18 protein-coding genes and 5 tRNA genes are annotated in these 25,055 nt (G+C 57.6%); 6 read left to right on the forward strand and 17 right to left on the reverse strand.

Annotation, left to right across the window (positions count from 1 at the left end; all coding sequences use genetic code 11):
- Nucleotides 1-3 precede the first annotated feature (3 nt).
- A complete protein-coding gene (locus tag Poly24_RS21595; RefSeq protein ID WP_145100531.1) occupies nt 4-552 on the forward strand; it encodes a hypothetical protein in 549 nt (182 codons plus the stop codon).
- 558 nt (nt 553-1,110) lie between these two features.
- On the opposite strand, the gene rplL is transcribed toward Poly24_RS21595, so the two are convergent.
- The 13 genes from rplL to Poly24_RS21660 all read right to left on the reverse strand — a co-directional run bounded on the left by rplL (nt 1,111) and on the right by Poly24_RS21660 (nt 8,976).
- Nucleotides 1,111-1,518, reverse strand: coding sequence for a 50S ribosomal protein L7/L12 (rplL, locus tag Poly24_RS21600; RefSeq protein ID WP_145100534.1), 408 nt, complete (start codon nt 1,516-1,518; stop codon nt 1,111-1,113).
- Nucleotides 1,519-1,745: 227 nt separating this feature from the next.
- On the reverse strand, nt 1,746-2,267 hold the full coding sequence (gene rplJ, locus Poly24_RS21605; protein WP_145100537.1) for a 50S ribosomal protein L10: 522 nt from the start codon (nt 2,265-2,267) through the stop codon (nt 1,746-1,748).
- A 125-nt stretch (nt 2,268-2,392) separates the two neighbouring features.
- Nucleotides 2,393-3,070 (reverse strand): 50S ribosomal protein L1, encoded by a 678-nt coding sequence (gene rplA, locus Poly24_RS21610; RefSeq protein ID WP_145100539.1) that lies wholly within the window; start codon nt 3,068-3,070, stop codon nt 2,393-2,395.
- Nucleotides 3,071-3,187: 117 nt separating this feature from the next.
- Nucleotides 3,188-3,613: a 50S ribosomal protein L11 gene (gene rplK / locus Poly24_RS21615; RefSeq protein ID WP_145100542.1), complete on the reverse strand. Its 426-nt coding sequence runs from the start codon at nt 3,611-3,613 to the stop codon at nt 3,188-3,190.
- 170 nt (nt 3,614-3,783) lie between these two features.
- The gene (gene nusG, locus Poly24_RS21620; RefSeq protein ID WP_145100545.1) at nt 3,784-4,602 is read right to left on the reverse strand and encodes a transcription termination/antitermination protein NusG; all 819 of its coding nucleotides are present in this window, start codon (nt 4,600-4,602) and stop codon (nt 3,784-3,786) included.
- A 68-nt stretch (nt 4,603-4,670) separates the two neighbouring features.
- Nucleotides 4,671-5,117 (reverse strand): preprotein translocase subunit SecE, encoded by a 447-nt coding sequence (secE, locus tag Poly24_RS21625; RefSeq protein ID WP_145100548.1) that lies wholly within the window; start codon nt 5,115-5,117, stop codon nt 4,671-4,673.
- A 192-nt stretch (nt 5,118-5,309) separates the two neighbouring features.
- A tRNA-Trp gene (locus Poly24_RS21630) sits at nt 5,310-5,383 on the reverse strand.
- Nucleotides 5,384-5,527: 144 nt separating this feature from the next.
- On the reverse strand, nt 5,528-6,724 hold the full coding sequence (tuf, locus tag Poly24_RS21635) for an elongation factor Tu (protein ID WP_145100551.1): 1,197 nt from the start codon (nt 6,722-6,724) through the stop codon (nt 5,528-5,530).
- 134 nt (nt 6,725-6,858) lie between these two features.
- A tRNA-Thr gene (locus tag Poly24_RS21640) sits at nt 6,859-6,930 on the reverse strand.
- A gap of 10 nt (nt 6,931-6,940) precedes the next feature.
- A tRNA-Gly gene (locus Poly24_RS21645) sits at nt 6,941-7,011 on the reverse strand.
- Nucleotides 7,012-7,136: 125 nt separating this feature from the next.
- Nucleotides 7,137-7,218, reverse strand: a tRNA-Tyr gene (locus Poly24_RS21650).
- Nucleotides 7,219-7,303: 85 nt separating this feature from the next.
- Nucleotides 7,304-7,376 (reverse strand) — tRNA-Thr (locus Poly24_RS21655).
- A 598-nt stretch (nt 7,377-7,974) separates the two neighbouring features.
- Nucleotides 7,975-8,976, reverse strand: coding sequence for a hypothetical protein (locus Poly24_RS21660; protein WP_145100553.1), 1,002 nt, complete (start codon nt 8,974-8,976; stop codon nt 7,975-7,977).
- A 371-nt stretch (nt 8,977-9,347) separates the two neighbouring features.
- On the opposite strand from Poly24_RS21660, the gene Poly24_RS21665 reads away from it, so the two are divergent.
- Together Poly24_RS21665 and Poly24_RS21670 are read left to right on the forward strand one after the other, a co-directional pair.
- Nucleotides 9,348-10,802 (forward strand): hypothetical protein, encoded by a 1,455-nt coding sequence (locus Poly24_RS21665; RefSeq protein WP_145100556.1) that lies wholly within the window; start codon nt 9,348-9,350, stop codon nt 10,800-10,802.
- Nucleotides 10,803-11,826: 1,024 nt separating this feature from the next.
- Complete coding sequence (locus Poly24_RS21670) at nt 11,827-12,492, forward strand: carbonic anhydrase (RefSeq protein ID WP_145100559.1); 666 nt, start codon at nt 11,827-11,829, stop codon at nt 12,490-12,492.
- Nucleotides 12,493-12,557: 65 nt separating this feature from the next.
- Here the strand turns inward: Poly24_RS21670 and Poly24_RS21675 are convergent, their stop codons facing one another.
- The 4 genes from Poly24_RS21675 to Poly24_RS21690 form a co-directional block, all read right to left on the reverse strand.
- Nucleotides 12,558-14,843, reverse strand: a complete 2,286-nt coding sequence (locus tag Poly24_RS21675) for a glutamine amidotransferase (protein WP_145100562.1) — start codon at nt 14,841-14,843, stop codon at nt 12,558-12,560.
- Nucleotides 14,844-14,972: 129 nt separating this feature from the next.
- On the reverse strand, nt 14,973-16,799 hold the full coding sequence (locus tag Poly24_RS21680) for a Gfo/Idh/MocA family protein (RefSeq protein ID WP_145100564.1): 1,827 nt from the start codon (nt 16,797-16,799) through the stop codon (nt 14,973-14,975).
- Nucleotides 16,800-16,804: 5 nt separating this feature from the next.
- Complete coding sequence (locus Poly24_RS21685) at nt 16,805-17,782, reverse strand: DoxX family protein (RefSeq protein WP_145100566.1); 978 nt, start codon at nt 17,780-17,782, stop codon at nt 16,805-16,807.
- Nucleotides 17,783-18,050: 268 nt separating this feature from the next.
- A complete protein-coding gene (locus Poly24_RS21690) occupies nt 18,051-20,114 on the reverse strand; it encodes an AAA family ATPase (RefSeq protein WP_145100568.1) in 2,064 nt (687 codons plus the stop codon).
- A gap of 240 nt (nt 20,115-20,354) precedes the next feature.
- Here Poly24_RS21690 and Poly24_RS21695 point away from each other — a divergent pair, with 240 nt between their 5' ends.
- The 3 genes from Poly24_RS21695 (at nt 20,355) to Poly24_RS21705 (ending at nt 24,878) form a co-directional block, all read left to right on the forward strand.
- Entirely contained in the window at nt 20,355-22,385 is a 2,031-nt protein-coding gene (locus Poly24_RS21695; protein ID WP_145100570.1) for a S46 family peptidase, read from the forward strand.
- A gap of 392 nt (nt 22,386-22,777) precedes the next feature.
- Nucleotides 22,778-23,803 (forward strand): glutamine synthetase beta-grasp domain-containing protein, encoded by a 1,026-nt coding sequence (locus tag Poly24_RS21700; RefSeq protein WP_145100572.1) that lies wholly within the window; start codon nt 22,778-22,780, stop codon nt 23,801-23,803.
- An 88-nt stretch (nt 23,804-23,891) separates the two neighbouring features.
- Nucleotides 23,892-24,878, forward strand: coding sequence for a serine/threonine protein kinase (locus Poly24_RS21705; protein ID WP_145100574.1), 987 nt, complete (start codon nt 23,892-23,894; stop codon nt 24,876-24,878).
- The last annotated feature ends 177 nt before the right edge of the window (nt 24,879-25,055 follow it).

Below are 25,055 nucleotides of genomic sequence, written 5' to 3' on the forward strand. Positions count from 1 at the left end.
GCGATGGTTAAGTGTAAAGATTGTGGGTGGCTGTCGGTTCAGGATCAAAAACACATATGGCATTCTGCTGATAGCCGATTTCGGGTCAAAGGAGTGTCGTCCGGCGATTTCATTGATACGCCGCTGTGCAGTGAAGACCTGCTCGAAAGTTGCGGCAACGGTTCTTCAAAAGCTACGATACTGGCGACAATCGGGAAGGATCGCGAATGTAGCGGTTTCATTCCCGTAGTAAACGGAAGGGAGTTAAAGGGGTATAAGGAGATGCAAGCGGTTGAAGTTCTACGAATTGAGACACGACAGAACCGGGCCGAAGACAAGGCAGAACTGTTGAAGTACCGCATGGAAGACAAAGCGGAGCGAGAGGAACAGCGAGCTGCCAGTGAAGCAAGGTACAGAAAGGAGAGGAACCGCACCTACGTTGCCATCGTGCTGGCGGCGGTCCTGACGTTTCTAGCGTCGTACTCGATGTACAAAATCGAGTCTACAGCCAAAGATCAGGCATCCCCCGCGACGGCATCCCCCGAACCCGCATCCAGTGCGGTATCGCCTTAGCATTTACTGGAAGTCGTGGCGTGAAAAAGTTTTTAGCAACACAAGTTTCAGGCAGTGCCAAGGGACGGCCGCCGGGAACCAAAGCCCGTTGAATGATGGTTTTGAGTCATCGAACCCGAACTACTTCGATCGAAAAGCACTGGCAGAGCCAGTGCCACCCTACACAGCCGACGTCCACCGAAAGAGGTCCCAATGCTAGGGGTGCCACGGGCTATGCCCGTGTTCCGCTGCCGGAGCCCCGACGAATAGACGACTCAGCGGTGTCTAACGCCATCGAACGTGGACGAGTCTCCCTGCAGCAGATGAGATATCGCTGAAGAAGCCTTGATATTGTTCGCTGGTTGGAACGATGGAGCAACTGAAGATTCGATCGGAAAGCACTGGCAAGCCAGTGGCACTCAATCGACCGAAATCTAGGCACCTCGAAAGGAAGGCAATAAGACTCAGCAAACGAAAAAAGGGTGCGTTCCAGATTAGCTGGAACACACCCTCTTCTATATTAAATGTCGGTCGAACGACCGCGGCGAACCGCGATTGTGACGACGATGGTTGGGCGAACTATTTCAGTTCGACGCTTCCGCCAGCTTCCTCGACTTCTGCCTTGATCTTCTCGGCATCTTCCTTCGAGACGGCTTCTTTCAGAGTTGCTGGGCAGCTCTCGACCATCTTCTTGGCGTCCATCAGCGAAGCGCCGGTCAGGTTCTTAACAACCTTCACAACGTTCAACTTCTTGTCGCCGAATCCGGTCAGAACGACGTCGAACTCAGTCTTTTCTGCTTCAGCAGCAGGACCGTCGGTCGGAGCAGCCATCATGACAGCGCCACCACCGGAAGCTGGCTCGATGCCGTGCGCGTCCTTCAGGTAATCGCTCAATTCTTTGGCTTGCTTGAGGGTCAATTGAGCGATCTTGTCGCCCATTTCTTTAGTTTCGGCGCTGACTTCAGCTACTGCGGTGTCTTCCGACATGGGTATTCTTTCCTATTCAAAAAGGCGGATGAATTGTGAGGCGAGCACCATCAAATGCCCACCTTTTCAACCTCCCACAACACCGCCTCGCGACGGGTGAGGTACACAACGTAAGGGTTTATTCAAATCAGACACCCGGTGGGTGGCTGGGTTACTTTCCAACGGGACCGCGTTGATGGCATCCCGACCAAACCGTGACGCCTCGAAAGGCCATCACACTACTACTCTTATTCCTCTTCGGAAATCTTCTTGATCTGGCCGTTAAGCGTCTTACCCGGACCAAGCAATGCTGCAGACAACGTTGCACCTGGACCAAGGATCTGCCCGACGAGCAACGAGATCTGCTCTTCACGACTAGGCCATTTGCTGACAGCCTTGAGCCCATCGGGGTCCAAAGCCTCACCATCCATCACGCCGCCGGCCGCAACAAACTTACCGAACTTATCGGTGTCTTTGTCAAGCCGAACGACTTCTTTGGCCAACGAAATGAAATCGCTGCCACCGAAGCAAACAGCCAACGAGCCACCGGCACCTTCGAACATCGGCCGAAGCGACGTTCCTTCAGTGGCCTTCCGCGCCAAAGAGTTCTTAACCACCATCATGGTGATATCCTTCTGCCTCAGCTCGGCACGAAGCTCGCACGTCGTGTTGGCGTCCATCCCAACCGTACTCACGATCACTGCGTCCTCGACTCCATCAAGACGATTCTTGATATCGCGAGTTACCAATTCTTTAACGAATTTACTCATATTTCAATCTCACTTGCAGCTTGTCAGCAGCCGAAGCTCGCCATCAGCCGTATTGCGAATGTTTTATATTTGACGGATCCAAAGCCCTACGCTTCGGACGACCAATCGTGCTCCAACGAGAACGCCTAACCTGCGACGCGAACGCTTGGGCTCATCGTCGCGGCAATCGCGATTCCCTTCACATAGGTCCCTTTGACCGTCTGTGGCTTCATACCCACAACAAGGCTAATAAACGCCTGAATATTTTCGGACAGTTTCTCGGCATCGAAGCTCAACTTACCGACGACCGCGTGGACGTTGCCACCCTTGTCGTTTCGGAACTCAACCTTACCGGCCTTATATTCCGCAACAACCTTACCGGCGTCTGGCGTTACCGTTCCGGCACGTGGCGCTGGCATCAAACCGCGAGGTCCGAGCACGCGTCCCAACGGACCAACAACTCCCATCATGTCGGGTGTTGCGATACAGACGTCGAAATCGGTCCAACCGTCTTTGATCCGCTTGGCCAAATCTTCTTGCCCCACTTCATCGGCGCCCGCTGCTTTGGCCGCTTCAGCCGCTTCGCCCTTGGCGAAAACAACAACGCGTTGGGTCCGACCAATACCGTGAGGCAACACGAGGCTACCGCGGATGATCTGATCGGCTTGGTTAGGGTCGATCCCCAACCGCATGTGAATTTCGACCGTTTGATCGAACTTCGTTGTATTAAATTCCTTCAACGAGACAACGGCCTCGTCCAGTGGTTTTGGTACCGCCGTCGCTTTGGCGGCCAACGCGCGATAACGTTTTGATTGCTTTGGCATATTTGGTTTATTCCTTGAGTGTCCATGGTTGAGGTCGCGTAAAGGTTCGCGACCGCTGGCGACATCCATTTCGCGTGTGAACGCGATCGATGTCACCGAGGGTCACAATGGTGCGACTTAACCTACGACGTCGATTCCCATACTTCGCGCGGTACCTTCGATCATGCGGATCGCGTGATCGATGTCGCGTGCGTTCAGATCGGCCATCTTCTTTTCGGCGATCTCTTGGCACTGGGCACGAGAGACGGTCGCGACTTTGTCTTTATGCGGAACGCCAGAGCCTTTGGCGATTCCAGCGGTTTGCTTCAGCAAAGAGGCCGCCGGTGGGCTCTTTGTGACAAAGTCGAAGCTGCGATCGTTGTATACAGAAACGATCACGGGGATCGGGGTACCTGCGTACTCCTTGGTGCGATCATTAAACGCTTGAACGAACTGCCCAAGGTTTACACCAAACTTACCAAGCGACGTACCCACGGGAGGCGCGGGAGTCGCTTGTCCGCCAGGCACTTGGAATTTAGCCTGGCCAACAAGTTGCTTTGCCATTTTTGTTGTCTACTTTCTCGAGGCGGTCCATCGCGGCTGTACTCGGTTTACGTCACCGACTTCAACCTGCCGCCAGGAATACTATTTATGTGGGATCTGACGTAGACTGCCAGCCATGAATCGAAGCCTATCGCTTCGGCTGGCCACCTACACAAATCTGCGAGGGGATACTAGAGCGGTTCGACCTGCCAATGGTCAAGCTCTACTGGCACAGATCGGCCAAAAATATTGATATTAACCGAGATGCGACCGTTTGCCTCATCCAGTTTCTCAACTTCGCCTTCCTGATTCTGGAAGTTACCTTCCTTCACACGAACGCGTTCGCCGACCTTAAACGGTATCGACGTCTTGAGTTGCTTTTCACCATCTTCACCGTCGTCATTCGTCATGATCACCCGCTCGACTTCTGCGGGATCCATCGGCGCGGGCTTTCCCGCGGTTCCGGTGAAATCACTGACGCCCGTGGTATCACGAATCAAGAACCAGGTGTCGTCGTTGACGTGCATGTAGATCATCAAGTAGCCCGGATAGAGCTTCCGTTTGACGATCTTGCGTTTTCCGCTGCGATTGAACTCGACAATGTCTTCGGTGGGGACAAGCACTTCCCCGAAGTAGCCGTCCATGCCGGACATTTTGATCTGCTTGATGATCGCATCGCGGACAGTTTCTTCACGATTGAAGGCGACCTTCAGGATGTACCAATCCTTGGGCGCATCGTCGGGATCGAGGATCTCGTCTTCGACATCGACCTCGGGCTTTTTGATCCGCCGTGCACGCGGCTCAAAATCGTCCTCGAGGATCGGATCCGCTGCGGGCTCTTCTTTGCGTGCGGCCTTTTTTGCCGAACCGCCAACCGCTTCGCCCGATGCGAGCTCTTCGGTTACGCTGACCTCGGATTCAGCAGGAGCGTCAGACGAACCCTCCGCCGGCCCGGGTGCCGCAGCGGCGTCAAGTTGTTCGTCCTGGTCTCGTTTATCTTCGCCGTCCACCGCAGTTCAGCCTTTCTTGTCCGCATCAAGCAATCGGCCCGATGCTTATATCTATGTTCGCAATTCGGTTAAGCGGCGACGCCGATAAACTCAAAAATTGCCCGCCAAATGATGTCGAAAGTAAACAGCGACATCGCAAGGAAAAAAATCGTGAAGATCACGACGATCGAAGCCCGAATCAGTTCGGCCTTGCTAGGCCAAGAGACCTTGTTCATCTCCGCTTCGACGGCGATCAGAAAGTCCGCAAAACGCGGCCAATTCACCAACCGGAAGGAGATCCAAAAGCCAAGCAATGCAGCAATGCCCGGGATCGCCAGTTCTAACATCGCCGATTCTTCGCTGAAAAAACCTTTCAACGTATCGTGCAGACTCTTGCACCCCAAGGCGACGATCACCCAGAATGCCAGACAGGTCATCTGTCGTACCAGTCGCCCCTGATTTCGCTTGTAAACCTGCCCTTTGAACAGTTCAGGCAACAAGGGGGTGGTTGAATTTCCGGCTACTTCCGTGGACATCCGGGCGAACTCCCGACGAATCGTGTATCAATATAAGTTTGTTTTCTGGCTGTGACCACATCTGCCACCGCGCTACCACTCAATAGACAAGCCAAGCTCAGAAGCTTGCAAGCCAAGGTCGCTGCGGGATTTCGCGGCGGAGATTTTTACTCTTCCGCGAATGCAGTCAAATACCTTCAAAGCAAATGCTAGCAGGGGAGGCGGGACTTGAACTCGCAACCCCTGGTTTTGGAAACCAGTGCTCTAACCAATTGAGCTACTCCCCTAGCAACGCAGACCAATTCTTCGCAAAGTGGTCCACATAGAGCTAAGTGGCAACCGCGATGGTTTAGTATCGCATTGCCACTTAGCATGATCTTCATTTATTGCTCACACGTCAACCAGGTGGCGATGTGCTTGCGTCCTACCAATTAGGCAAGGATCTTGGTGACAACGCCCGAACCAACGGTACGCCCACCTTCGCGAATCGCGAAACGAACACCGTCGTCCATCGCGATTGGCTTGTGCAATTCAACTTCGACCTTAACGTTATCGCCAGGCATGCACATTTCGGCGCCAACCAGGTTTGCAGTTCCGGTAACATCGGTGGTACGGAAGTAGAACTGAGGACGGTAGCCGCTGAAGAATGGAGTGTGACGTCCACCTTCGTCTTTGCTCAAGCAGTAAACTTCTGCTTCGAACTTGGTGTGCGGAGTGATGCTGCCAGGCTTGGCGAGAACTTGTCCACGTTCGATTTCTTCACGCTTCACGCCACGCAACAGGCAACCGACGTTATCGCCAGCGATACCCTTGTCCATTTGCTTGCGGAACATTTCGACACCGGTGCAGATCGTCTTCTTGGTGGCTTCGTGGAAACCAACGATTTCGACTTCTTCACCAACGTTGATCACGCCGCGTTCGATACGCCCGGTAGCAACGGTACCACGACCTTCGATCGAGAAGACGTCTTCGATCGCCATCAGGAATGGACGATCTTCTTCACGAGCTGGTTCGGGAACGTATTGATCCAATGCGTCCATCAGGTCGCTGATGCACTTCGACGCATCGGGATCTGCAGGATTGTTGTAAGCAGGCAGCGAGCTACCTTGGATCACAGGAACGTCATCGCCTGGGAAGTCGTACTTGCTAAGCAGTTCGCGAACTTCCAATTCGACCAATTCCAACAATTCGGGATCGTCGACCAAGTCGATCTTGTTCAAGAAGACCACGATGTATGGAACGCCTACCTGGCGAGCCAACAGAACGTGCTCTTTGGTTTGAGGCATTGGGCCGTCAGCAGCCGAAACGACCAAGATCGCTCCGTCCATCTGAGCCGCACCGGTGATCATGTTCTTAACGAAGTCAGCGTGGCCCGGGCAGTCGATGTGGGCGTAGTGACGATTAGCGGTCTCGTACTCAACGTGAGCTACGGCGATCGTTACCGTTTTGGTCGAGTCACGAACGGTACCACCCTTGGCGATATCCGAGTACCCCTTGGCTTTCGCCAAACCCTTCGCAGCTTGAACTGCAAGGATTGCACCCGTGGTCGTGGTTTTGCCATGGTCAATGTGTCCGATCGTACCCACGTTCACGTGAGGCTTTGTGCGCTCAAAAGTCTCCTTGGCCATCGCTTTATTTCACCTACAAGATTCTATGTGTTAGTCCAGTTACCGGCCGACACAACGTCGAATTGCCAGGAACCGCTTGGCTGCACCCGACACTCGGGTCAACCGCCAGAAACGATACAATAAAATTCGCAAAGAGCTGCTGATGGGACTTGAACCCATGACCTCTTCCTTACCAAGGAAGTGCTCTACCACTGAGCTACAGCAGCTGATGGCGAAAGCGGGTGAAGGGAATCGAACCCTCGTCTTCAGCTTGGAAGGCTGTGGCTCTACCATTGAGCTACACCCGCAAACCTCTTCCGTCACCACTTTTCGGCTGCCATGGCCCAGTTGCGGTACATGGGCAGCGACGTTCATTTAGTCAGCCTGCGCACGCACATCACGCTATGTTACGCATGTGCGTTCCGCAAGCCTATGGGGGGTACAGGATTCGAACCTGTGTAAGCAAAGCTAGCGGATTTACAGTCCGCCCCCTTTAACCACTCGGGCAACCCCCCAAAACAATTCTGCTTGGTTCGGCTGAACGCCCTAGGGCACTCAACCTTTTCTTAGCAATTTGTCGCTTCAACCAGTTCGGCGAAGAGCCAGCGGAGGGATTCGAACCCACGACCGGCGGTTTACAAAACCGCTGCTCTGCCAACTGAGCTACGCTGGCTGGATAGACTCCAGCTAAGAAGACGAGAGTTTACCGATCTTGCAATCGAGGACAAGGCGAATTTGGCCTGTTTTGGAACTATATTTCAGCCTTTCTCTCTCGAACGGAGACATTTTTATCGTTTCTTTGGTTCGCCAGCTTGAATGCGTTGCGCTCGTGAGTGCGATTTTCTGTGCTGCGTTGCTATTTTTTCCTGTTACGAAGCGGCGAATCAAACGCCAGTAATCGTTTGGACCGCGGTGGGTCCGCCCGTTTTCTGGTAGCGTCGCAAAGAGCGGGCTAGCGACCGCAGATCGCGTCGCAGTTATTCAGCGAGACAATGGGCCAGTTCCTTTTTGAAAGCTAGAGCGTTTCGGCAAATGGTTGTTCGTTGCGTAAGCAAGGCACCGCTTGAGTTCCGCGTTTGCGGTCCAGGGCCGCGATAGCACTTCTATCCAAACAGTGTCTTGCCCTGCAACACGGCGCGGCAAGCTTGTGTTCTTAGGGCCGCGACACTTTCGGTGTGTTCTTATCCGGCGCTCTTCGGACATCCGCGCCGCCCCGCGTTGGGGCGGCGGCGCAGACTGCGGAAGTTTCTTCACCGATGATCGTCGCCGTTTTATTGGCTGTTGCCCGATGCGGTGACTGATGTCTCTGCCCGGGCTGCAGTCCGCGCAACGGGTTGGCCTTGCCCCAACTGCGCATTGGCTCGGCTGGTCGCTTGTGCAGCGCCGTTGACGCCTGCGGTTGCGGCGCCTTGGGCTTGCGTCTGCAGTCGGGATTGCAGCTGTGTTTGGGCTTGAGCAAATGCGTTCAAACGAGTCTCCAATTGATCGGCTTGCATCAGCAGTTCGGCGCTCCCGGTTTCGATCGCGTGGTCGCGAATCTGTGAGATCTCGGCACGTCGTTGGCGTGCCGCGATATGGACGCGCGTCGCGAAGTCGAGGTTTGCGTTGAGCAGTCCGCCGGCATGCGAAGGGCGCTGATCGTTGGTGCTTGCGACGTTTCCAGTCCCCTTTTCGTTGGCGGCGTCGCGTTGGCGGCCGCTTTCCGGTGCGGTTGCAGGTGCGGCAGTCGGGCGATCGCTTGGCGCTTGTCGCAGCGGATTGAACTGGCCGAAGATGCTGTCATAGATCGCAACATCCGCTTGCGTGACTCCAGGTGGCAGCGACGCGCCCGCCTGCAGACTCAGCTGTCCGCTCGAGTTGAATCGCGTCCGATTTCCCGCAACGTTGGCGTCGGTCCCGGTGTTGGCTTGGACCCCCACGCCCAACTGAACGCCATTGGGTGCGTTGGCGACGGTGGCCTGCGCGCGATCAGCGGCGCGAGCCGAGGCGCGCATCGCGATCTCGGCGGCCCGGTTGGCTTCGGCTTGGATTCGAGTTTGGATCTGTGCCTGGATGTTGGACTGGATGTTGGCTTGAACTTGCGTCTGCACGCGCTGTTGGATCTGAGCCTGAACGCGCTGTTGTACCTGGGCCTGGGCGCGGGCAGCATCCGCCGCTGCGCTGGCAGCACCCGAGGCACCCGATCCCAGTCCGCCAGGCAATTGGGCAGTGGCAAACTGCGTGAGGCATGCCATCGATGCAAGTGTTGCCACTGCGATGCAAGTGATTCTCATCTTCGGATCTCCTTCGCTACTGAACGTTTGCAACCCTGCGAGTTCGCCACACTGACCACCCGTCGTCGGCCGCAGATCGATGGATAGGTTTTCCCCACGCCAAAATGCCCAACCACATGTTCGTGGAAGATGTGATTGCATGACGAATCGCCATGGCTTTATGGGGTGAAAAAGCAGTACCGTCCGAGTCGGGCACCAGCCTGTCCGCTTCTTCCTATACGCGAACCAGCGAGTCAAGCGAAAGAGAGAACCGATTGAACATCCACTATCGTGCAACCGTCCGGCGAGACACCGCGCAGTACGACAGGCAGGCATCGAATCGGCTTGGAGCAAGAGCGTTTCCAAGGGTAGGTGGCGCAGCGTTGCTAGGCATGGTCCTGTTTCTCGGGATCGCGTGTCGGTCGTCTGGTTTGTTTGGGCAGCAGCCAGCGGATAGCGGCGCATCACAGACTCCCGCCGATGCCATGCTGGCGATCGTGCGGGCGCGCACGCAACAGAATCCGGGGCATAGTGATTCATGGCGTTTGCTGGGGAAAGTGGAGGCAAAGGCAGGGAATTCGGAAGCCGCGATCAATGCCTACAGTCAATCGCTTCGGATCGATCCCGAAAACGCCGCCTCGCATTTCGACATCTGTCAACTGCTGCATGCCATCGGCGATCCGGCGGCCCCCTACCATGCACAGCAGTGCGTTTTACTGGCACCGGCAAGCGACTACGCCGAGCAGCTTCATGCTGGCGGCTTTGCCCAACGACCTCCTTCGGCAAGTCCCTCGGGGCAGGTGCATCCGGCGGGGAATCGCGGCAGCGCGCCTGCTGAGTTTGCATCCAACAAGACATCGATAGAAAGCGGCGCCGCGGCGGTCGATGTCGAGCCGGTCAGTTACCAGATCCAGACGTTTGACGGCGAAGAGGAATTGGATCGTCGGCTGGAACAGGTGCGTAGCGATATCAGTCCGACACCGAAGCGGTTGCGGGTGCTGTTGGAGCTGGGAGTCTTATACAACACAAACGTCAGCTTGACGCCGGTCAGCCGAGAGCTGGCGTCGAACAGTGCGGAAAGCTTTCAAGGCTTTATCAACCCGGAACTGGAATGGATCGCCATCCGCCGCGACTCATGGCGTGCCGGTCCGCTGGCACGCGGATACTTTACGGTCAACGAAGCCCATCAAAGCGACCTGGACCTAACCAGCGGGCAACCGGGTGCTTTTATCGAACGCGATTTTTGCTGGGGTGAAAACGACCTGATCGCGCGGCTTGATTACGTCTACGCGCTGGATCTGCTGGGGGGCGAACATGTCGACGACCGCCATTCTGTGACAGCGTCGGTGATCATGATTCGCCCCGATCTGGATGTGTTCTACGCCTACCTGGCGACAGGTGTGTCGCAGTTTAAGGACGACGGAATCAACCCTTCAGCCACCTCGCTTGATGGGGCGGCGATCAGCGGTGGACTTAGTCGTTTTTCGCAAACCGGCATCGACTGGCTGCCCACCTGGAGCAGTGGAATCGATCTGGAATACGCCAACACCGAAGGGGACGATTATCGCTATTCCGCGATCAATGGACATTCCGATGCGACGTTTCAGTTTGGTCGACGCCTGAGCTTCATCCCAAGCGTGGGGATTGGCTACCGCAACTATGCCGACTTCACCGGCACCCCCGACCGCGATGAATTGACCTGGCGCGCCGGCGGCAAGTTGCGATGGATGTTCAGCGACTTGGTCGCCCTCTCGCTGGTCGGCGGGCACGATCGCTTTGCTTCCGACAACCAGGACTTTGACGCAAAGCGAACCCAAGCTGGCCTCGTGCTTGGCATAACCTACTGAACCGATCGGGAACGCGTGTCGGCACACGGTCGCGCGACATTTCGAGCTTGATTCTCTGTTGAGCGCGTCATACCATAAAAACATGATCGCACTTCGCTCTCTTTTCGTGGCAGTTATCTGCCTCGCGATAGCGATTCCAGTTCCTGGGATCTCTAGCTGCCGGTGCGCTGTCGAGCTGTCGCCTCTGGCATGCTGTGCGCCTCAGCCCGATCTGGGATCGTGCTGCTGCGAGCGACCTGCGACGGCAGAGCGTTCGTGCTGCGACCGCATGCTGGGCGAAGGTTGCAATTCGTGCTGCGATCTCTCTGCCCCAAGAGCGGGCGAGCCCGCGGTGCCCAGTGAAACCAGCACGCCCGTGCAGGTTCCCCCTGTCGCCTGGGCGGCGTTTGTGCCGAATGTGCCGCCACTTACCTCTCTCGCTGCGATCGATTCCTCTTTTGCTCCGCTCCCCTGGTGTCATAACCAGCGGCAGGCGACGTTGTGCGTTTGGCGGAAATAGGCCTCCATCCTGAAGTCAGTCTGTTTTTAACAACTACATTTCAGTTTGGAGAATTTCCTATGTTTAAGCTTATGTTTCTTGGTCTCGCATTGGTTGGCGGAATCGCCGTCGCCCCGTTCGCTCAATCCTCTGTAGCCGCCCCCTGCGTTTGCTGTGGCGAAGGCTGCACGTGCGAGTCGTGTGCTTGCGATGAAAAGCAGTGCGCATGCGATGTTGGTGGCCCCTGCCAATGTAGCGACCAGTGCAATGCAACTTGCTGCACTAAATAGCATCAGCGTCTAGCCATCTTTGCATGGTTGGGGTCGCCCAAGCGAACGCTTGGGCGACCTTTTTTTTCGTCACACGGAAGGACGCATTCCAGCCTGTTTGTGCCGCGATTTCAAATTCATTTGACCGAATGCGCGGTCGGTTCGCTGGAGCCTCTTGCCACTTCGCCCTCCTGCGTAAAAACTGGTGGTTCACGGACGATCCAATTCGTGTGAATGCTCCCAAAGTTATGACGCCTGTTATGAATCGAGGTCGAACGTGCAGAAGTTAATCGAAGGAATCCATCAATTTCAGCGTGAGAGCTTCGTTCCGCTGCAGGGACTGTTTGAACAACTGGCCAAAGGACAGTCCCCCGAGACCTTATTCATCACCTGTTCCGATTCGCGGATCGATCCGACGCTATTGACCCGCACTCAGCCAGGCGATCTGTTCATCCTGCGAAACGCAGGGAACATCGTGCCGCCCCACGGGGCCGGTGGAGGTGAAGCGGCAACGATCGAATTCGCAGTCGCGGGCCTGAACGTGAAGGACATCATCGTCTGCGGCCACTCCCACTGCGGTGCGATGAAGGGGCTGCTCGATCCGGAACAAGTTGTCGAAATGCCTGCCGTCGCCGATTGGCTGTCGAATGCCGACGCCACGCGGCGGATCATGAAAGAGAACTACAGCGAACTCGAAGGAGATCGGTTGTTAAGTGCGACGGTCGAGGAGAACGTTCTCGTTCAGCTCGAAAACCTCCGCACCCTACCGGCAGTCGCAGCTCGACTTGCCAGAGGCGATCTGCATTTGCATGGGTGGGTCTACAAAATCGAAACAGGCCAGGTGTTCGCTTACGATATTGAAAGTTCGCAATTCCTGAAGCTGACCGATTGCAGTCCATCGATGGAGGCGACGGCGCAGCAGCGGAAAACGAACGTGATCTGATCAGCCACTGCTTGGTCGCGGAGAGTGCTCTCAGCCGCTGGTGCTGGGAGCCATCGGGCCGTCCGTCAGACCATTCCCCAGCGCTTCCGTAGCACCCAGTCGCTGGTCAGCAGCCCGCCGAAGATCAGCATCGTCAGCCAACCGCTGACCGGTTCGTCCCCCAGACGCCATTGCTGCACGACCGGCGAGACCGATCGTTGACGGTTTTGAGCGATCAGTTCGCGGAGCGATTCGATCTGCTCGGGAGGGATCGAACGTCCACCGATCTCCGATGTGACCTGAGCCAGTTGCTGCATCTGAGCGATATCGGCAACCGGGCGGCTGAGTTCGCGGTCGATCGACGCAACTTGAAAGGCGAGCTCTTGGGGCTCGATCTTGCTGCCGGTGGTCGTATCTTTCGCTCGCAAGCGATACATGCCGTCGGCCAGTTCGGGCAGCTTGCCGGTCCAGGCAGTCGCTCCCCCCGCCTGTGCGTCGCTTTTCGCGACGGGGACGTCGATCGCTTTGTCGGCGGAATCGATCACCTGGACCGTCAGTTTTCGCTCGGCCGCATCGTCCGCGTCGCCACCGAGACTCGCCTGGAACTGCACTTCGATATCGGCGGCGAAGCGGCGGCGGTCCATCTGTAAGTCGATCTGGTCGGGGGAGGCGAGTTCGCGCCGCATCAGCCACAGCAACACCTGTCGCCAGAACCGCTGGTGCAGCTCTCGTTCCCCCTGACGCCACCACTGCCACGTGCTGTCGCCGGCAAAGGCGGCGCAGCGGCCGTTGCCGAAATCGCCGATCACCAGCAGGGGCTCCTCGGAGGGAGTTTCCAGCAGCACCTCGACCCCAGGAATTGGCTTGGGGCCCAGCAAGCGGTTCGCTCCCTTGAGCGGACGCAGCTGGTCCCAGGCGGCCTGCTGGGGGCCGCCAGCGGCAAGCTGGTTGATCGGGTGGGGGCGGGTGATCCGGACCGGCAGCGGGCCCTCGATCTGCAGCTGCGGGTCGGGGGGCTGGCCATACGACTGGCGGCGATCGGGAGAGGTTTTGACGGGAAGGACGTCGGCCAGGGGAGAGCTGCCGTAACCGCCGGCGTCGAAGCTGTGGAAGCCCCCGAGCGTCAACAGGCCCGCTCCCTCATCGATCCGTTGGCGGAGCGCCTGCAGTTGCTTCTCGCCAAGCGCCTGCGAATCGAGATCGCCCAGGATGTAGATGTCGTAGCGATCGGGCTCAAACGCGGTTCCCAGATCGACGGGCCAGTTTTTCCCCTGCCCGATTCGTTCGATCCACTGGAACGAGAGTTCGAAATCGGCCGAGGCGGCGATGCTGCGTCGCAGGAACAACTGTTCCGGCCGCGGTTGTCCTTCCAAATAGAGAACCCGGCCGCCGACATCGCGGACATCGAGGAAGGCGGTTTGGCGATTGTTGTCGGTAAGAATCTCGCCATCTTGCGGCTCAGCGATCAGGTCCAGCCGGTAGTTGCCCGGCGCGGGGGCGGGCAGTTCGATCGCGATCCGCTGATCGTCATCGCCTCCCCGGGCGACGATCTCCCGCTGGGCGATCTCCTCGGTCTCACCTTGCGCGTTGGTTAGCATCAACCGCAGCGGAATCGAGCGGTTGTCGAGTCCCTGGGCGGAGAGCGTGGCCGTGACCTGGAACAGATTCTTGGCGAAGACGCTGAACTGGTCGGGCATCCCGTCGATCGCGACGTCGCGGGCGGCGGAGGTGTCTTGGCTGGGGCCGATCGGGACGGTCCACAGCGGCACCTCCAGCGAGGCGAGCGTTTGCGCCACCGCTTGCGGGCCGATGTCGATATCCGCGGTTTGGGTTCCGTCGCCGATCAGGACAATCCCGGCCAGCGGGCTGCCGGCGGCGCGGGTGATCGTGTCGCGAAGGGCTGCCGCTAGATCGGTCTGTTTTCCCTCGGGCTGCGATTTTAGAAACGCATCGACCGCGCCGGTCGCTGGGTCGAGAGGTGAAAGGTCGCCGGAGTATTCGTAGACGGCGGTTTTTAGCGTCGGGTCGCCGCTGTCGAGCATCGGCGCGATCCGTTGCCAAACTTCGCTCTGCGATTGCCAGCGCGACCTGGTGCCGCCGGCGGGAAGGGTCATGCTGCGCGAACCGTCTAACAGAATCGCGAGCGTGGCGGCGGCGGGTTGTTGGAGCGTGACGACGTGCGTTGGCCGCAGCAGCGCCAGGACCAAGACGGTGGCGGCGACTAACCGCAGCCCGATCAGGGTGCGTCGCCGACGTTGCGTCAGCTGAGTCGATTGCGGAACGACAAGAAGTGTCGTGAGCACAAAGAGGATCGCCACCAGGCCGATCAGCCCGAGCGAATCAAAAATCGGCTGCGTCGTCCAACTGCTCATCAGCCCAATCGTAGCAAAACCGATCCCTCAGCCGCAAACCGCTATCGACAGGCGGTCGCCGGGGCGATTGCCCCGGCGCTTCGCAACCGGATCGAATCCGGTTGATTCAACTCTCTGGCAAGCCGCGAACTAGACGGGCTTCCAGTCCTTCAAGGCCTTCATTTCCGCAGCCACATCGCTGCCATCGGGGGTCTTGTCGCTGTCGCGCTCGAACCACTCGGGGTCGAACTGCAGGTAACCGCCCTTGCCTTGGTTAGCGTTCTTGATCGCAACGTTGGTCGACAACGCGATCACAGCATCGCCCATCGCCACCTCGGGGTAGCAACGCGGGCGATTTTCTGGCGACGGATTGCGGATGCAATACGCCCAGTGCTCGATCTCTTCGTTGTAACCACGGCTGACGGGACCGCTGTCGGCAGCTTGGGCCACCGGTGCGGCCATGCTTCCGCTGGCCTGGGTGTCCATCGCCGCCATGTCGCCATCTTTCTTGACGCCCACTTTGGCCGACGTGTTGCTGTCCTTGTACAGGTAAACGTCTTTCTCTTTCTCGAGAACCAGCGTTCCCTTGGTACCCATCACAACTTCGCCGTAACCGCCGAAACCGTTGCCGTTGATCGTCGAATAGGTAACGACAACCTTCTTGGAGGGGTCGGTGTTGTAACCTTCGATCTCCCCCTTAGGGTTCGGGTAGTTTTCGACGCGGTCGTAGTACTTGATGCCGAACTTCGGGTCGTATTCTGGACCAGGGAATTCGAACATGCAGTAGACGTGATCGTCGACGTCGCGATCGTGTGGGAAGATGTGACGACCACCGACGGCGGAAACGCTCAACGGGTGCGCCTTCTTGCCATCGTTCCGCAGCGAGCTGAGGAAGATCGTGGCAGCGTCCAACTGGTGGCTGCCCAGTTCGGCCATCAGTCCACCACCGGTGCGGTCGAACAAACGCCAGCGGCACAGTTCTTCCAGGGCGGGGCGAACGCGATCGCCGATAGAACCGTCTTCGTATCCGTGGCCCGATGCGTCGACACCCTTGTCGGCATCCCACGCTTCCCACTGGGCGATCTTCTTGGCCCACAGTTCCGCCGTTGCGGGATCGGTCTCGGCGTCCAGCTTACGCTTCATGCTGCCCAACTGGTCGGCGATCTTGTCGTATCGCTTGCTGGTTCCGTTGATCGCTTCGCCACCTGGCAGCGGCATCTTCCAACTGTCGGCACCCGGGACGTTGCCACGGTGCCATTGAGCGCGGATGTGGTGGATCTGGCCCAACATCCCCCAACGCATCAGGTTGATCGCGTTGTCGTATTTGACGCTGTAGTGACGTTGGTGACCGGTCGCCAAGTGAAGCGGATCGCCTCCCTTGGTGGTCATTTCCTGAGCACCGCGCGCCATCGCTTTGCACTGCGCGACGCTGTGTGCCATCAGTTTTTCAGTCAGCACGTGCTTGCCGCGCATCATCGCTTGGATGGCAACCGGAGCGTGCAGGAACAACGGCAACGCGATGATGATCGCTTCGATATCGGGGTCGTCCAGAATCGCCTGGATGCCACCGTTGCTGCTGTCGTAAACCTGGACTTCCTTGCGTGCTTCGGCTTCGCTCTTGTAGCCGTATTGCTTGATCAGGCCAGGCCGGGCGGCTTGGGCGGCGGGGCTGCTGACGTCGCCATGGAACGCCCGGTGGACGTTGTAGGGGCGGATGTCGCAGATCGCTTTGACGGTCACGTAGTCGGGGTTGCAGCCGCCGATCAGGACGCTTCCTTCATCGCCGGTTCCGATCACGCCGATGCGGACCGGGTCGGTGACCTTGTCGTAACCGAAGTACATCGCGCCGAGGCCGGCACCGCTGACAGCTCCCGCAGCGACAACGCCCTGCAGGAAATCGCGTCGCGTGACGCCAACGGCTTCGTAATAGTTGGCACTACCGATTTGGCGTGCTTCGTCGGATAGTTTATCGACCATGGGGATCACCCTTGTTCGTGGGAGCGGCCTCGGTGGAAGGCAGCATGGATGATGGAATCGAGGCCGGCGAATCGTCCGGCTCCGGTCGAAGCGATGACCAAGCAGGCCATCGATTCAATCAATTGGTAATACGTGGAGGTAGGTCCCGTCGCCGGTGGGAACTGGCTCAGGAAGACCGAAAACAGGAACCCCGCGGCGGCAAGTGCAGCCACTGGAGTAAACAGCCCCAAGATCAGCAAAACGCCGATCGTGCAATCGAACCATGGGACAAACTTGTCCATCACGGTGGTGTCGATCCGTTGATCGCGAAGTGGCGGCAGTTCCAGATGACCGTGGCGGCGCAGTTGGTCGTCGCTGGCAACGGCGTTCATATCGCGTTCCAGGTTCTCCCATGCATTATCCACCTCGCTCAAGATCGGGTCCAGTTTTTGTCGCCATTCTCGCTCGATTGTTTCTTTTTGTCCGATCAGGCTCGCGACGTCGTTCCGCTCCGGACGCGCCGCCAAATCGGCCAGGCGTTGCCGACCGAAATCGACTTCGGCCAGTTCATCGACGTTGTTGTCGAGGACAAATTGATATTGGTTCAGGGTTCGCTTGAGCACTTGATCGGCTTGCTTTTGCTGAGCATCGTCGAAGCCGAAGTGCGAACCGGCGGTGTTGCGGTACCATTGCCAACGTCGCTGAGTCGCTTCGTCGTCCAATCGCAGGCCGCCGTCGCGGTCCCAGACGACGCTGTGGAAGTGATCGGCGAACGGGCCTCGAGCAGCGCTCAGGAAGCGGCTCGAATCGAAGCCGTTTTGGATTTTGTCAGTCCCTTCGCTGTAGAACTGCCAGCCGATGGAGAGTCGCAGCAGGACCAGCATCAACGCTGCTAGAAGGCTCAGTTTCTTGGGGTAGGGCCCCCAACCTGTGGCCAGCCGCAACGGGATGCAGAGGGCAGCGAGTCGCGAAGGGGCAGCGGACGGGATTTTCTCGGACACCATGCGTTGAATTGGGGCAAGAGGCAATTGGAGGGGAGCGAGCAATCTCGCGAGCACAAAAGCGAACTTTCTTCCGTTCGATTTGGGCCCGATCGAATCGGTCCCAGCCACACGACGGTGCCAGACCGCATCGAAAGTCGCTAAGCAAGGGATTATAGCTAAACGTTGTCAGATCGGCGAGGCTGTGAACCGGAAAAGCAAGGCAAATCAAAATCGGCCAATCCGGCACCAGCCGTTTTATCGCGACTGTCCCTACTCTTGTTCGGCGGTGTCACGTCCCCGCTTCGATCTCGTCGGCCAATTCCTCGACATTTTTTTCCGACAACTTTTTCCATTGGATCAATTTGGGGTCGGTGACGACGATCTGAACCAGCTCCATCCGCAGCCGGTCGACGCTGCTGATCAATTCGATCATCGCTTCGATCGCCAGGTCGTTCATCTCGCTGCGGGCTTCGCCTTCAAAGGTTCTAGCGGCGTCAAATTTTGCGTTGATCGCATCCATCTCCCCTCGCAGCTTGATCGCCCGCTCGTCGATATCGCTCAACAAGACCTCGATCCCCCCTTCCAGCAACGCCGACCGGATCAGCGATTCCACGTCCCGCTTGTACGATTCCATCCCCTGCACGTTGCGAATCGTCAGGATGTCCTCAACGATCATCCGTTTCCGCCCATGTCGCCCGACGCTGTTGACCGCCAGTCGCAGCCCCCCTAACGCGATCCGTGGCGACACCTTAAATCCGGCCTCGCGTTCGTCGTTCAGACTGGCGATCACATGCGCATAGATCCGCTGCAGCTTCCGTTTGTCGCTGCTTGCGTCGGGCTGCGATTTGGCGAACAACGCTTCGTAATCCGATTGCACGTACGATGGCCAACGGACCTCCAGTTGCAAGGGGAATCGTTCGAGCAGTGCTTTGATCGCGTCGCTGTCCTTGGCGAATTCGCGGGGATCCTTATTGGTGCAGGCGATGATCACCTTGCTTTTCATCGGCACCGGGCGGCTGCCGTTCATGAACGTCCGCCGCGTCAGGACGTCTTTCAGCGGCAGCAGCGCCTGCGACGAAGCGTCGAGGATCTCCTCCAGCACCACCATCTCATACGGCAGGAAAGATCGATCCGTATCGTATTCAAGGCACTCGTCCAGTTTGGAGATATCGGGGCCGCCCCACAGCCGATCCTCGCTCATCCCTTCGCCAAACGACTGCAGGAAGATCTCCTCCTCGCCATACCCCAGCTTGCGCAGCGCGGTCATCACCATGTCCGACTTGCCGTGCCCGCCGGGCCCCCACAACAAGACGTTGCACGGTTGGTAGAACGCGTGCGTGAGGACTTGGATGATCTCGTCACAGTGGATGTAGCGTGACTTGAGACTTTTGGAGATCACGGTCGGGATCTCGGCCCGCGGCGTCCGCAGCGGATCTTCGCTCGCGTCGCGGAGGTCGCTCGCTTCCAGCTTCAACTTGATTGCCCCGCTGGGCAGCTGCTTCTCGATCTTGCGAGTTAGATCCGCGGTATAGGACTGCATCCCTTGGACAAAACGAATGCTCTGGAACGCGTCGGCGGTGATCAGGTTGTCGCCCCGAATCCTCGCGCAATTGGCGACGACTTCCAGCGATTGCAGCGCCATCCGGGGCGACATCGTAAACGCCTCTTCGTTCAGCCCGGCGATCACGCGGCTGAGCAAACGCTGCAACTCGTACCCGGCGGCCGATGCGTTTGGGTGGACTTTGGCGAACAATTCGCGGTAGTTCTTCTCTTCGTACTGCGGCCAACGGACTTCCTTTTGCAAGAGGAAGCGTTCCATCAACGCCTGGACCGCGTCGTTTCCCTCGACAAAATCGCGGGGATCTTTGTTGGTGCAAGCGATCACGACTTTGGCGTGCATCGGGACGCGATCGGGCCCATTCATAAAGACTCGCCGCGTGAGCACATCCTTCAGCGGCAGCAGCGCCTGCGCCGGGGCGTCGAACAATTCTTCGAAGATCACCACTTTGTATTGAGGTGCGAGGAACGATCGCGAGGTGTCGTACCGCACGCACGTGTCCAGCGACGCCATGTCGGGACCGCCCCACAGCCGATCTTCGCTCATCCCTTCCCCGAACGATTGGATGAAGATCTCGTCGTCGGTCAGGCCGATCGCGCGAAGTGCGGCCAGGACCATGTCCGATTTGCCGTGCCCGCCGGGGCCCCACAGCAGCAGATTGCATGGTTCGTAGAGCGCCGCCGAGAGGACGTCACCGATTTCGTCGCTGTAGATGAACCGCTGCTGCAGGCCATCGAGCACCTTGGGCAGGATCTCTGCTCGCGAAATCGGTAACCATTTAGAATCGACAGCCACAGCACAGGCCAGCAAGGAGGATTGAGAAGAGTCTTGATATTGGGACACGAGCGGACGTTTTATCAGCGTGGCACGCGTTGGCGCCCGGTTCAGCAAACGCTCGGTCGCCCTCGGGCGGGGCGCTGCCGGATTCTATTCACAGCCGCACAGCGACCCGATAGAATGTCGCCCTGTCGATGCGATTGTACCAATCTTCGTCGCAAGAAAAACAATTCCACCCGCGGATCATGGACGACTTCGATGAACAAGGTTTCTCTAGTGCTCGCTTTCTTGTTATCCAGCAACAGCTTTGCCGACGAAGGGATGTGGTTGTTCAACGACCTTCCCAATGAATACTTGCGAGATCGCTACAGCTTCAAAGCCGATGACGCCTGGGTGAATCGACTGATGCAGGCGTCGGTGCGGCTGAACTCCGGCGGCTCGGGGTCGTTTGTGTCGAGCGATGGACTTGTGTTGACGAACCACCACGTCGCCTCGGACACGCTGCACAAACTGAGCACGGCCGATCGCAACCTGATCGAAGAGGGTTTTCTTGCGCGTTCGCACGAGCAGGAACTAAAAGCCCCCGACCTCGAATTGAACCAGTTGGTCGAGATCGTCGATGTCAGCGAAAAGGTGGCCGCCGCGGTCACGCCGGCGATGTCTCCCGAACACGCCGTCACCGCGCGGCGGGCTGTGATCGCAGAGATCGAGAAGGAATCGCTCGACCGGACCGGGCTGCGGTCGGATGTCGTAACGCTCTTCGGCGGTGCGAAATATCACCTGTATCGATACAAAAAATACACCGACGTCCGCTTGGTCTGGGCTCCCGAGACCAAGATCGCCTTCTTCGGCGGCGACGCCGACAACTTCGAATACCCACGCTACTGCATGGACGCCACGATCCTGCGGGTCTACGAACAGGGAAAACCGGCCAAGATCGAGAACTTCCTGCCTTGGAGCAACAAGGAGATCAATGAGCACGAATTGGTCTTCGTTTCCGGACATCCAGGGCGTACGCAGCGGATCTTTACTGTCGAGGCGCTGAAGTACCTGCGCGACCACCGGCTTCCTTATGTGCTTGATTACTTGCGGCGCAAAGAGGTGCTGATGCAGCAGTTTGGGCTGCGTGGCAAAGAGGAATCCCGCCGCGCCCGCGACGAACTGTTCGGCATCCAGAACTCGCGGAAAGCGTACGGTGGCATGTTGGCGGGACTGCAGGATCCCCAAACGATGCAGGAGAAAATCCGTCGGCAGCAGCGGGTGCTCGAAGCGGTTCGGTCCAAGCAGCCCGAAGCGGCAGCGGCCTGGGAAACGATCGCTCGACTGCAACAACAACGGGTCGAAATCCTCGATCAGACCAGCGGCTTCCGTTCGCGGCTGTACGATTTGGCGGAGACGCTGGTCTTGATGGCTGCTGAAGACAAGAAGCCGAATTCCGAGCGATTGCCCGAACTGCGCGTCTCCAATCGCGATTCGCTGCTGCAGGATCTATTGAGCACGGCGCCGATCTACAACGACCTGGAGCACGTCAAATTGACCGATGAACTGATGCGTTTGGCCGAGCGTCGCGGCGGCGATGATCCGCTGGTCGTCGAGATTCTCGACGGCAAGCGGCCCGACGTCCGAGCGGCCGAACTCGTCTTCGGCACCAAGGTCGGCGACCTCGAGACGCGGAAGCAGTTCGTCGAAGTCGGCGCGCCGCTGATCGACAAATCGGAAGACCCCATGATCCTGCTGGCCCGAGCGATGCAGGGGGAATACCAGCGGCTGCGGAAGATCCGCGACGAACTGGACGAACAGGAAAAACAGGCTTACACGCAGATCACCGAAGCTTCGCTCGCCGCCGGCAACACGTCGAAGTACCCCGACGCAACCTTCTCGCTGCGGCTGGCGATCGGCACGATCAAAGGATATTCGCAGAACGGGGTAGAGGTTCCGGCCTGGACGAAGATGGAGGGGATCTTCGACTACGCCGCGAAACATGCGGGGCAGGAAGACTACGAACTTCCCGAAAGCTGGCAGCGCGCGGCCGCCGCGATCCCGCGGGGAACCCCGATGAATTTTGTTTGCACCGCGGACATCATTGGCGGCAACAGCGGTAGCCCGGTCGTGAATCGGGCCGGCGAACTGGTGGGGCTGATCTTCGACGGGAACATCCAAAGTTTGACATCCGATTACATCTATACCTCCGATCAGGCACGAGCGGTTTCGGTATCAGCAGCCGCAATTCGGGTGGCGCTGGAAAAAATTTACGGTGCTCCGTTCCTGGCGGATCAGCTCGGCCGCTGATCGTTTGGCTGCCAGAATCCTACCGCTTGAGTGGTACGGTCCGCCACAATGGTTCATTAACCCCCGGCCAGGGCGTCTCAGAGGTCAGTGAAGGGAAAAATATTGCGCAGAACTACTTTCAGTCGAGCGAAAAAGTTATTAAGGTGAATTAGTTCGACAGAGAAGCGATCGAGGGTCTAGGCAACCCAATGAATCGAAACAGATCTGTAGCAGCACAAGGATGTGCAAATCTCGGCGGTTTTTGGCGGACGCGAGAACGAACAACGACGGGTCGACGGCTTTTATATAATGAGAGCAATCGTCCTGTTTTTGGATGTTTGTCATCGGTCGAAATTGTTCGATCGAATTGTTACTCGATTCTTTTGTTTAGGTTCCTTTGGGGGAAGCTCCGCATGACCAAGTGCAAACTCGAATACGTTTGGCTCGATGGATATCAGCCAACACAAACGCTCCGCAGCAAGACTAAGATTGAAGATGATTTCAGCGGGAACATTGAAGACGCCAAGATGTGGTCATTTGATGGATCGTCCACCGAACAAGCGACAGGCGGCAAGTCGGACCTGTTGCTCAAGCCTGTGAAAGTGATTCCTGATCCAGGCCGTATCGGAACAGGCTTCCTGGTGATGTGCGAAGTGCTCAACAGCGATGGCACGCCGCACAAGACCAATGGTCGATCGACCATTGCCGATGACGATGGCGATTTCTGGTTCGGTTTCGAGCAAGAATACACCCTCTGGGATCCCGAAACTCAAAAGCCACTGGGCTTCCCTGAGCAAGGCTACCCCGCCCCTCAAGGCCCTTATTACTGCAGCGTTGGCGGTGGCCGAGCGGTTGGTCGCGACATCGTCGAAGAACACCTGGAAATCTGCTTGCAAGCAGGCCTGAACGTCGAAGGCATCAACGCCGAAGTGATGTTGGGACAATGGGAATTCCAAATCTTCGCCAAGGGCGCACGCGACGCTGGCGATCAAATTTGGTTGGCCCGTTACCTGTTGGATCGCACAGCTGAAAAGCACGGCCTGGAAATCAATTACCACTGCAAACCGGTCAAGGGCGACTGGAACGGCAGCGGCATGCACGCCAACTTCAGCAACTCCTTGCTCCGCACCTGCGGCAGCCAAGAAATCTACGAAGCGGTTTGCCAAGCTTTCGAACCACGCATCAAAGAGCACATCGATGTTTACGGTGCTGACAACGACCAACGCTTGACCGGCCTGCACGAAACGCAGTCGATCGACAAGTTCAGCTATGGCGTTTCGGACCGTGGCGCGTCGATCCGGATCCCAATTTTCACCGTCGAGCACGGCTGGAAGGGCTGGTTGGAAGACCGACGCCCCGCTTCGAACGCGGATCCTTATATGGTTGCTAGCGCAATTATTGCGACAGTTAAGAGCGCCAAGCTGCCTGTAACGGCATAACGCTGTCTAGAAAAATCGTTAAACTAGAACCGATCGCCCAAAGCCTGGGCGGTCGGTTTTTTTGTTCTAGGGCGAAACGGAATTTCAGATGGCTGATCACACCTCGACCGGTATCGTGCTCTCGGCGACCGATCATCGGCTCCCCGATCCGATGCCTGTTGGATTGGCGAAATACACGAATTTCAAAGACATGGCCGAAGGGGGAAGCGGGAAGCTGCGATCCTGCTGGGACACGGTAGTCAATCGATTGGTCGTGATGAAGACGTTACAGTCGAAATTCATCCACGATCCGAAGGAAAATCGTCGGTTCCTCCGCGAAGCGCGAATCACCGCGATGCTTCAGCATCCCAACACCGTGCCGGTCTACGAAATTGGACACGATCCGGAAATCGGGATCTATTTCACGATGAAGCGGATCTCGGGAGAAAACTTCTTCCAGGCGCTCAAACGGATTGCGATGGGAGACGAAGCGACCGCCGAAGCCTATTCGCTGCAGCGACGTCTCGAAATTGCGATTTCCGCCGCCCAAGCGCTCGCCTACGCTCATGTTCGTGGTGTGATCCACCGCGACGTCAAACCCGAGAACATCTGGATCGGCAATTTCGGCGAAGTGATCCTTTTGGACTGGGGCGTCGCAAAAGTCTGGGGGCACTCCGATGAATCGGAATCGTTTGTGTTCCGCCGCGAAGACGCGGAGGACGAAGAGATGCAGTTGCGAACCCTAACCGGAGGGGGGCAACGTCCAGGGACCCCCTTATATATGTCCCCCGAACAGGTTCGCGGCTACAAGTACCTCGACGAGCGGAGCGATATTTTCAGCATGGGGATCGTCCTCTACGAAATGCTTGCAATACGCGAACCCTTCCGTGGCCGTAACATCAACGAAACGTTCGACAACATCCAAAACGTCGATCCTCCCCCGCCAAGCGAACGGTCTCCCGATCGCGAGATCCCCGCGGCGGCCGACGCGATCGTGATGCGAGCGATTCAGAAAAAGCCCAAAGATCGCTATCAATCGATGCGTGCGATGATCGCGGACTTGCACGAACTGCTGGAAAACCGAAAGATCGAGTAGCCCCAAAACGAGTGGATGCGTCGACGCCCGCATCGCGACATAGGGCGCCTCACGGGAAACAAATGCCTGCATCGACTGGTATTTACCCGGTGGCATGGGCCTGCGTACTATCGGAGATGACCGTTCGACAGCGTGAACCGCTGTTTTCAACGTAACATCACACTCCTCCCCCGAAGA

Origin of the sequence: Rosistilla carotiformis (genome assembly GCF_007753095.1) — a bacterium.
GTDB lineage: Bacteria > Planctomycetota > Planctomycetia > Pirellulales > Pirellulaceae > Rosistilla > Rosistilla carotiformis.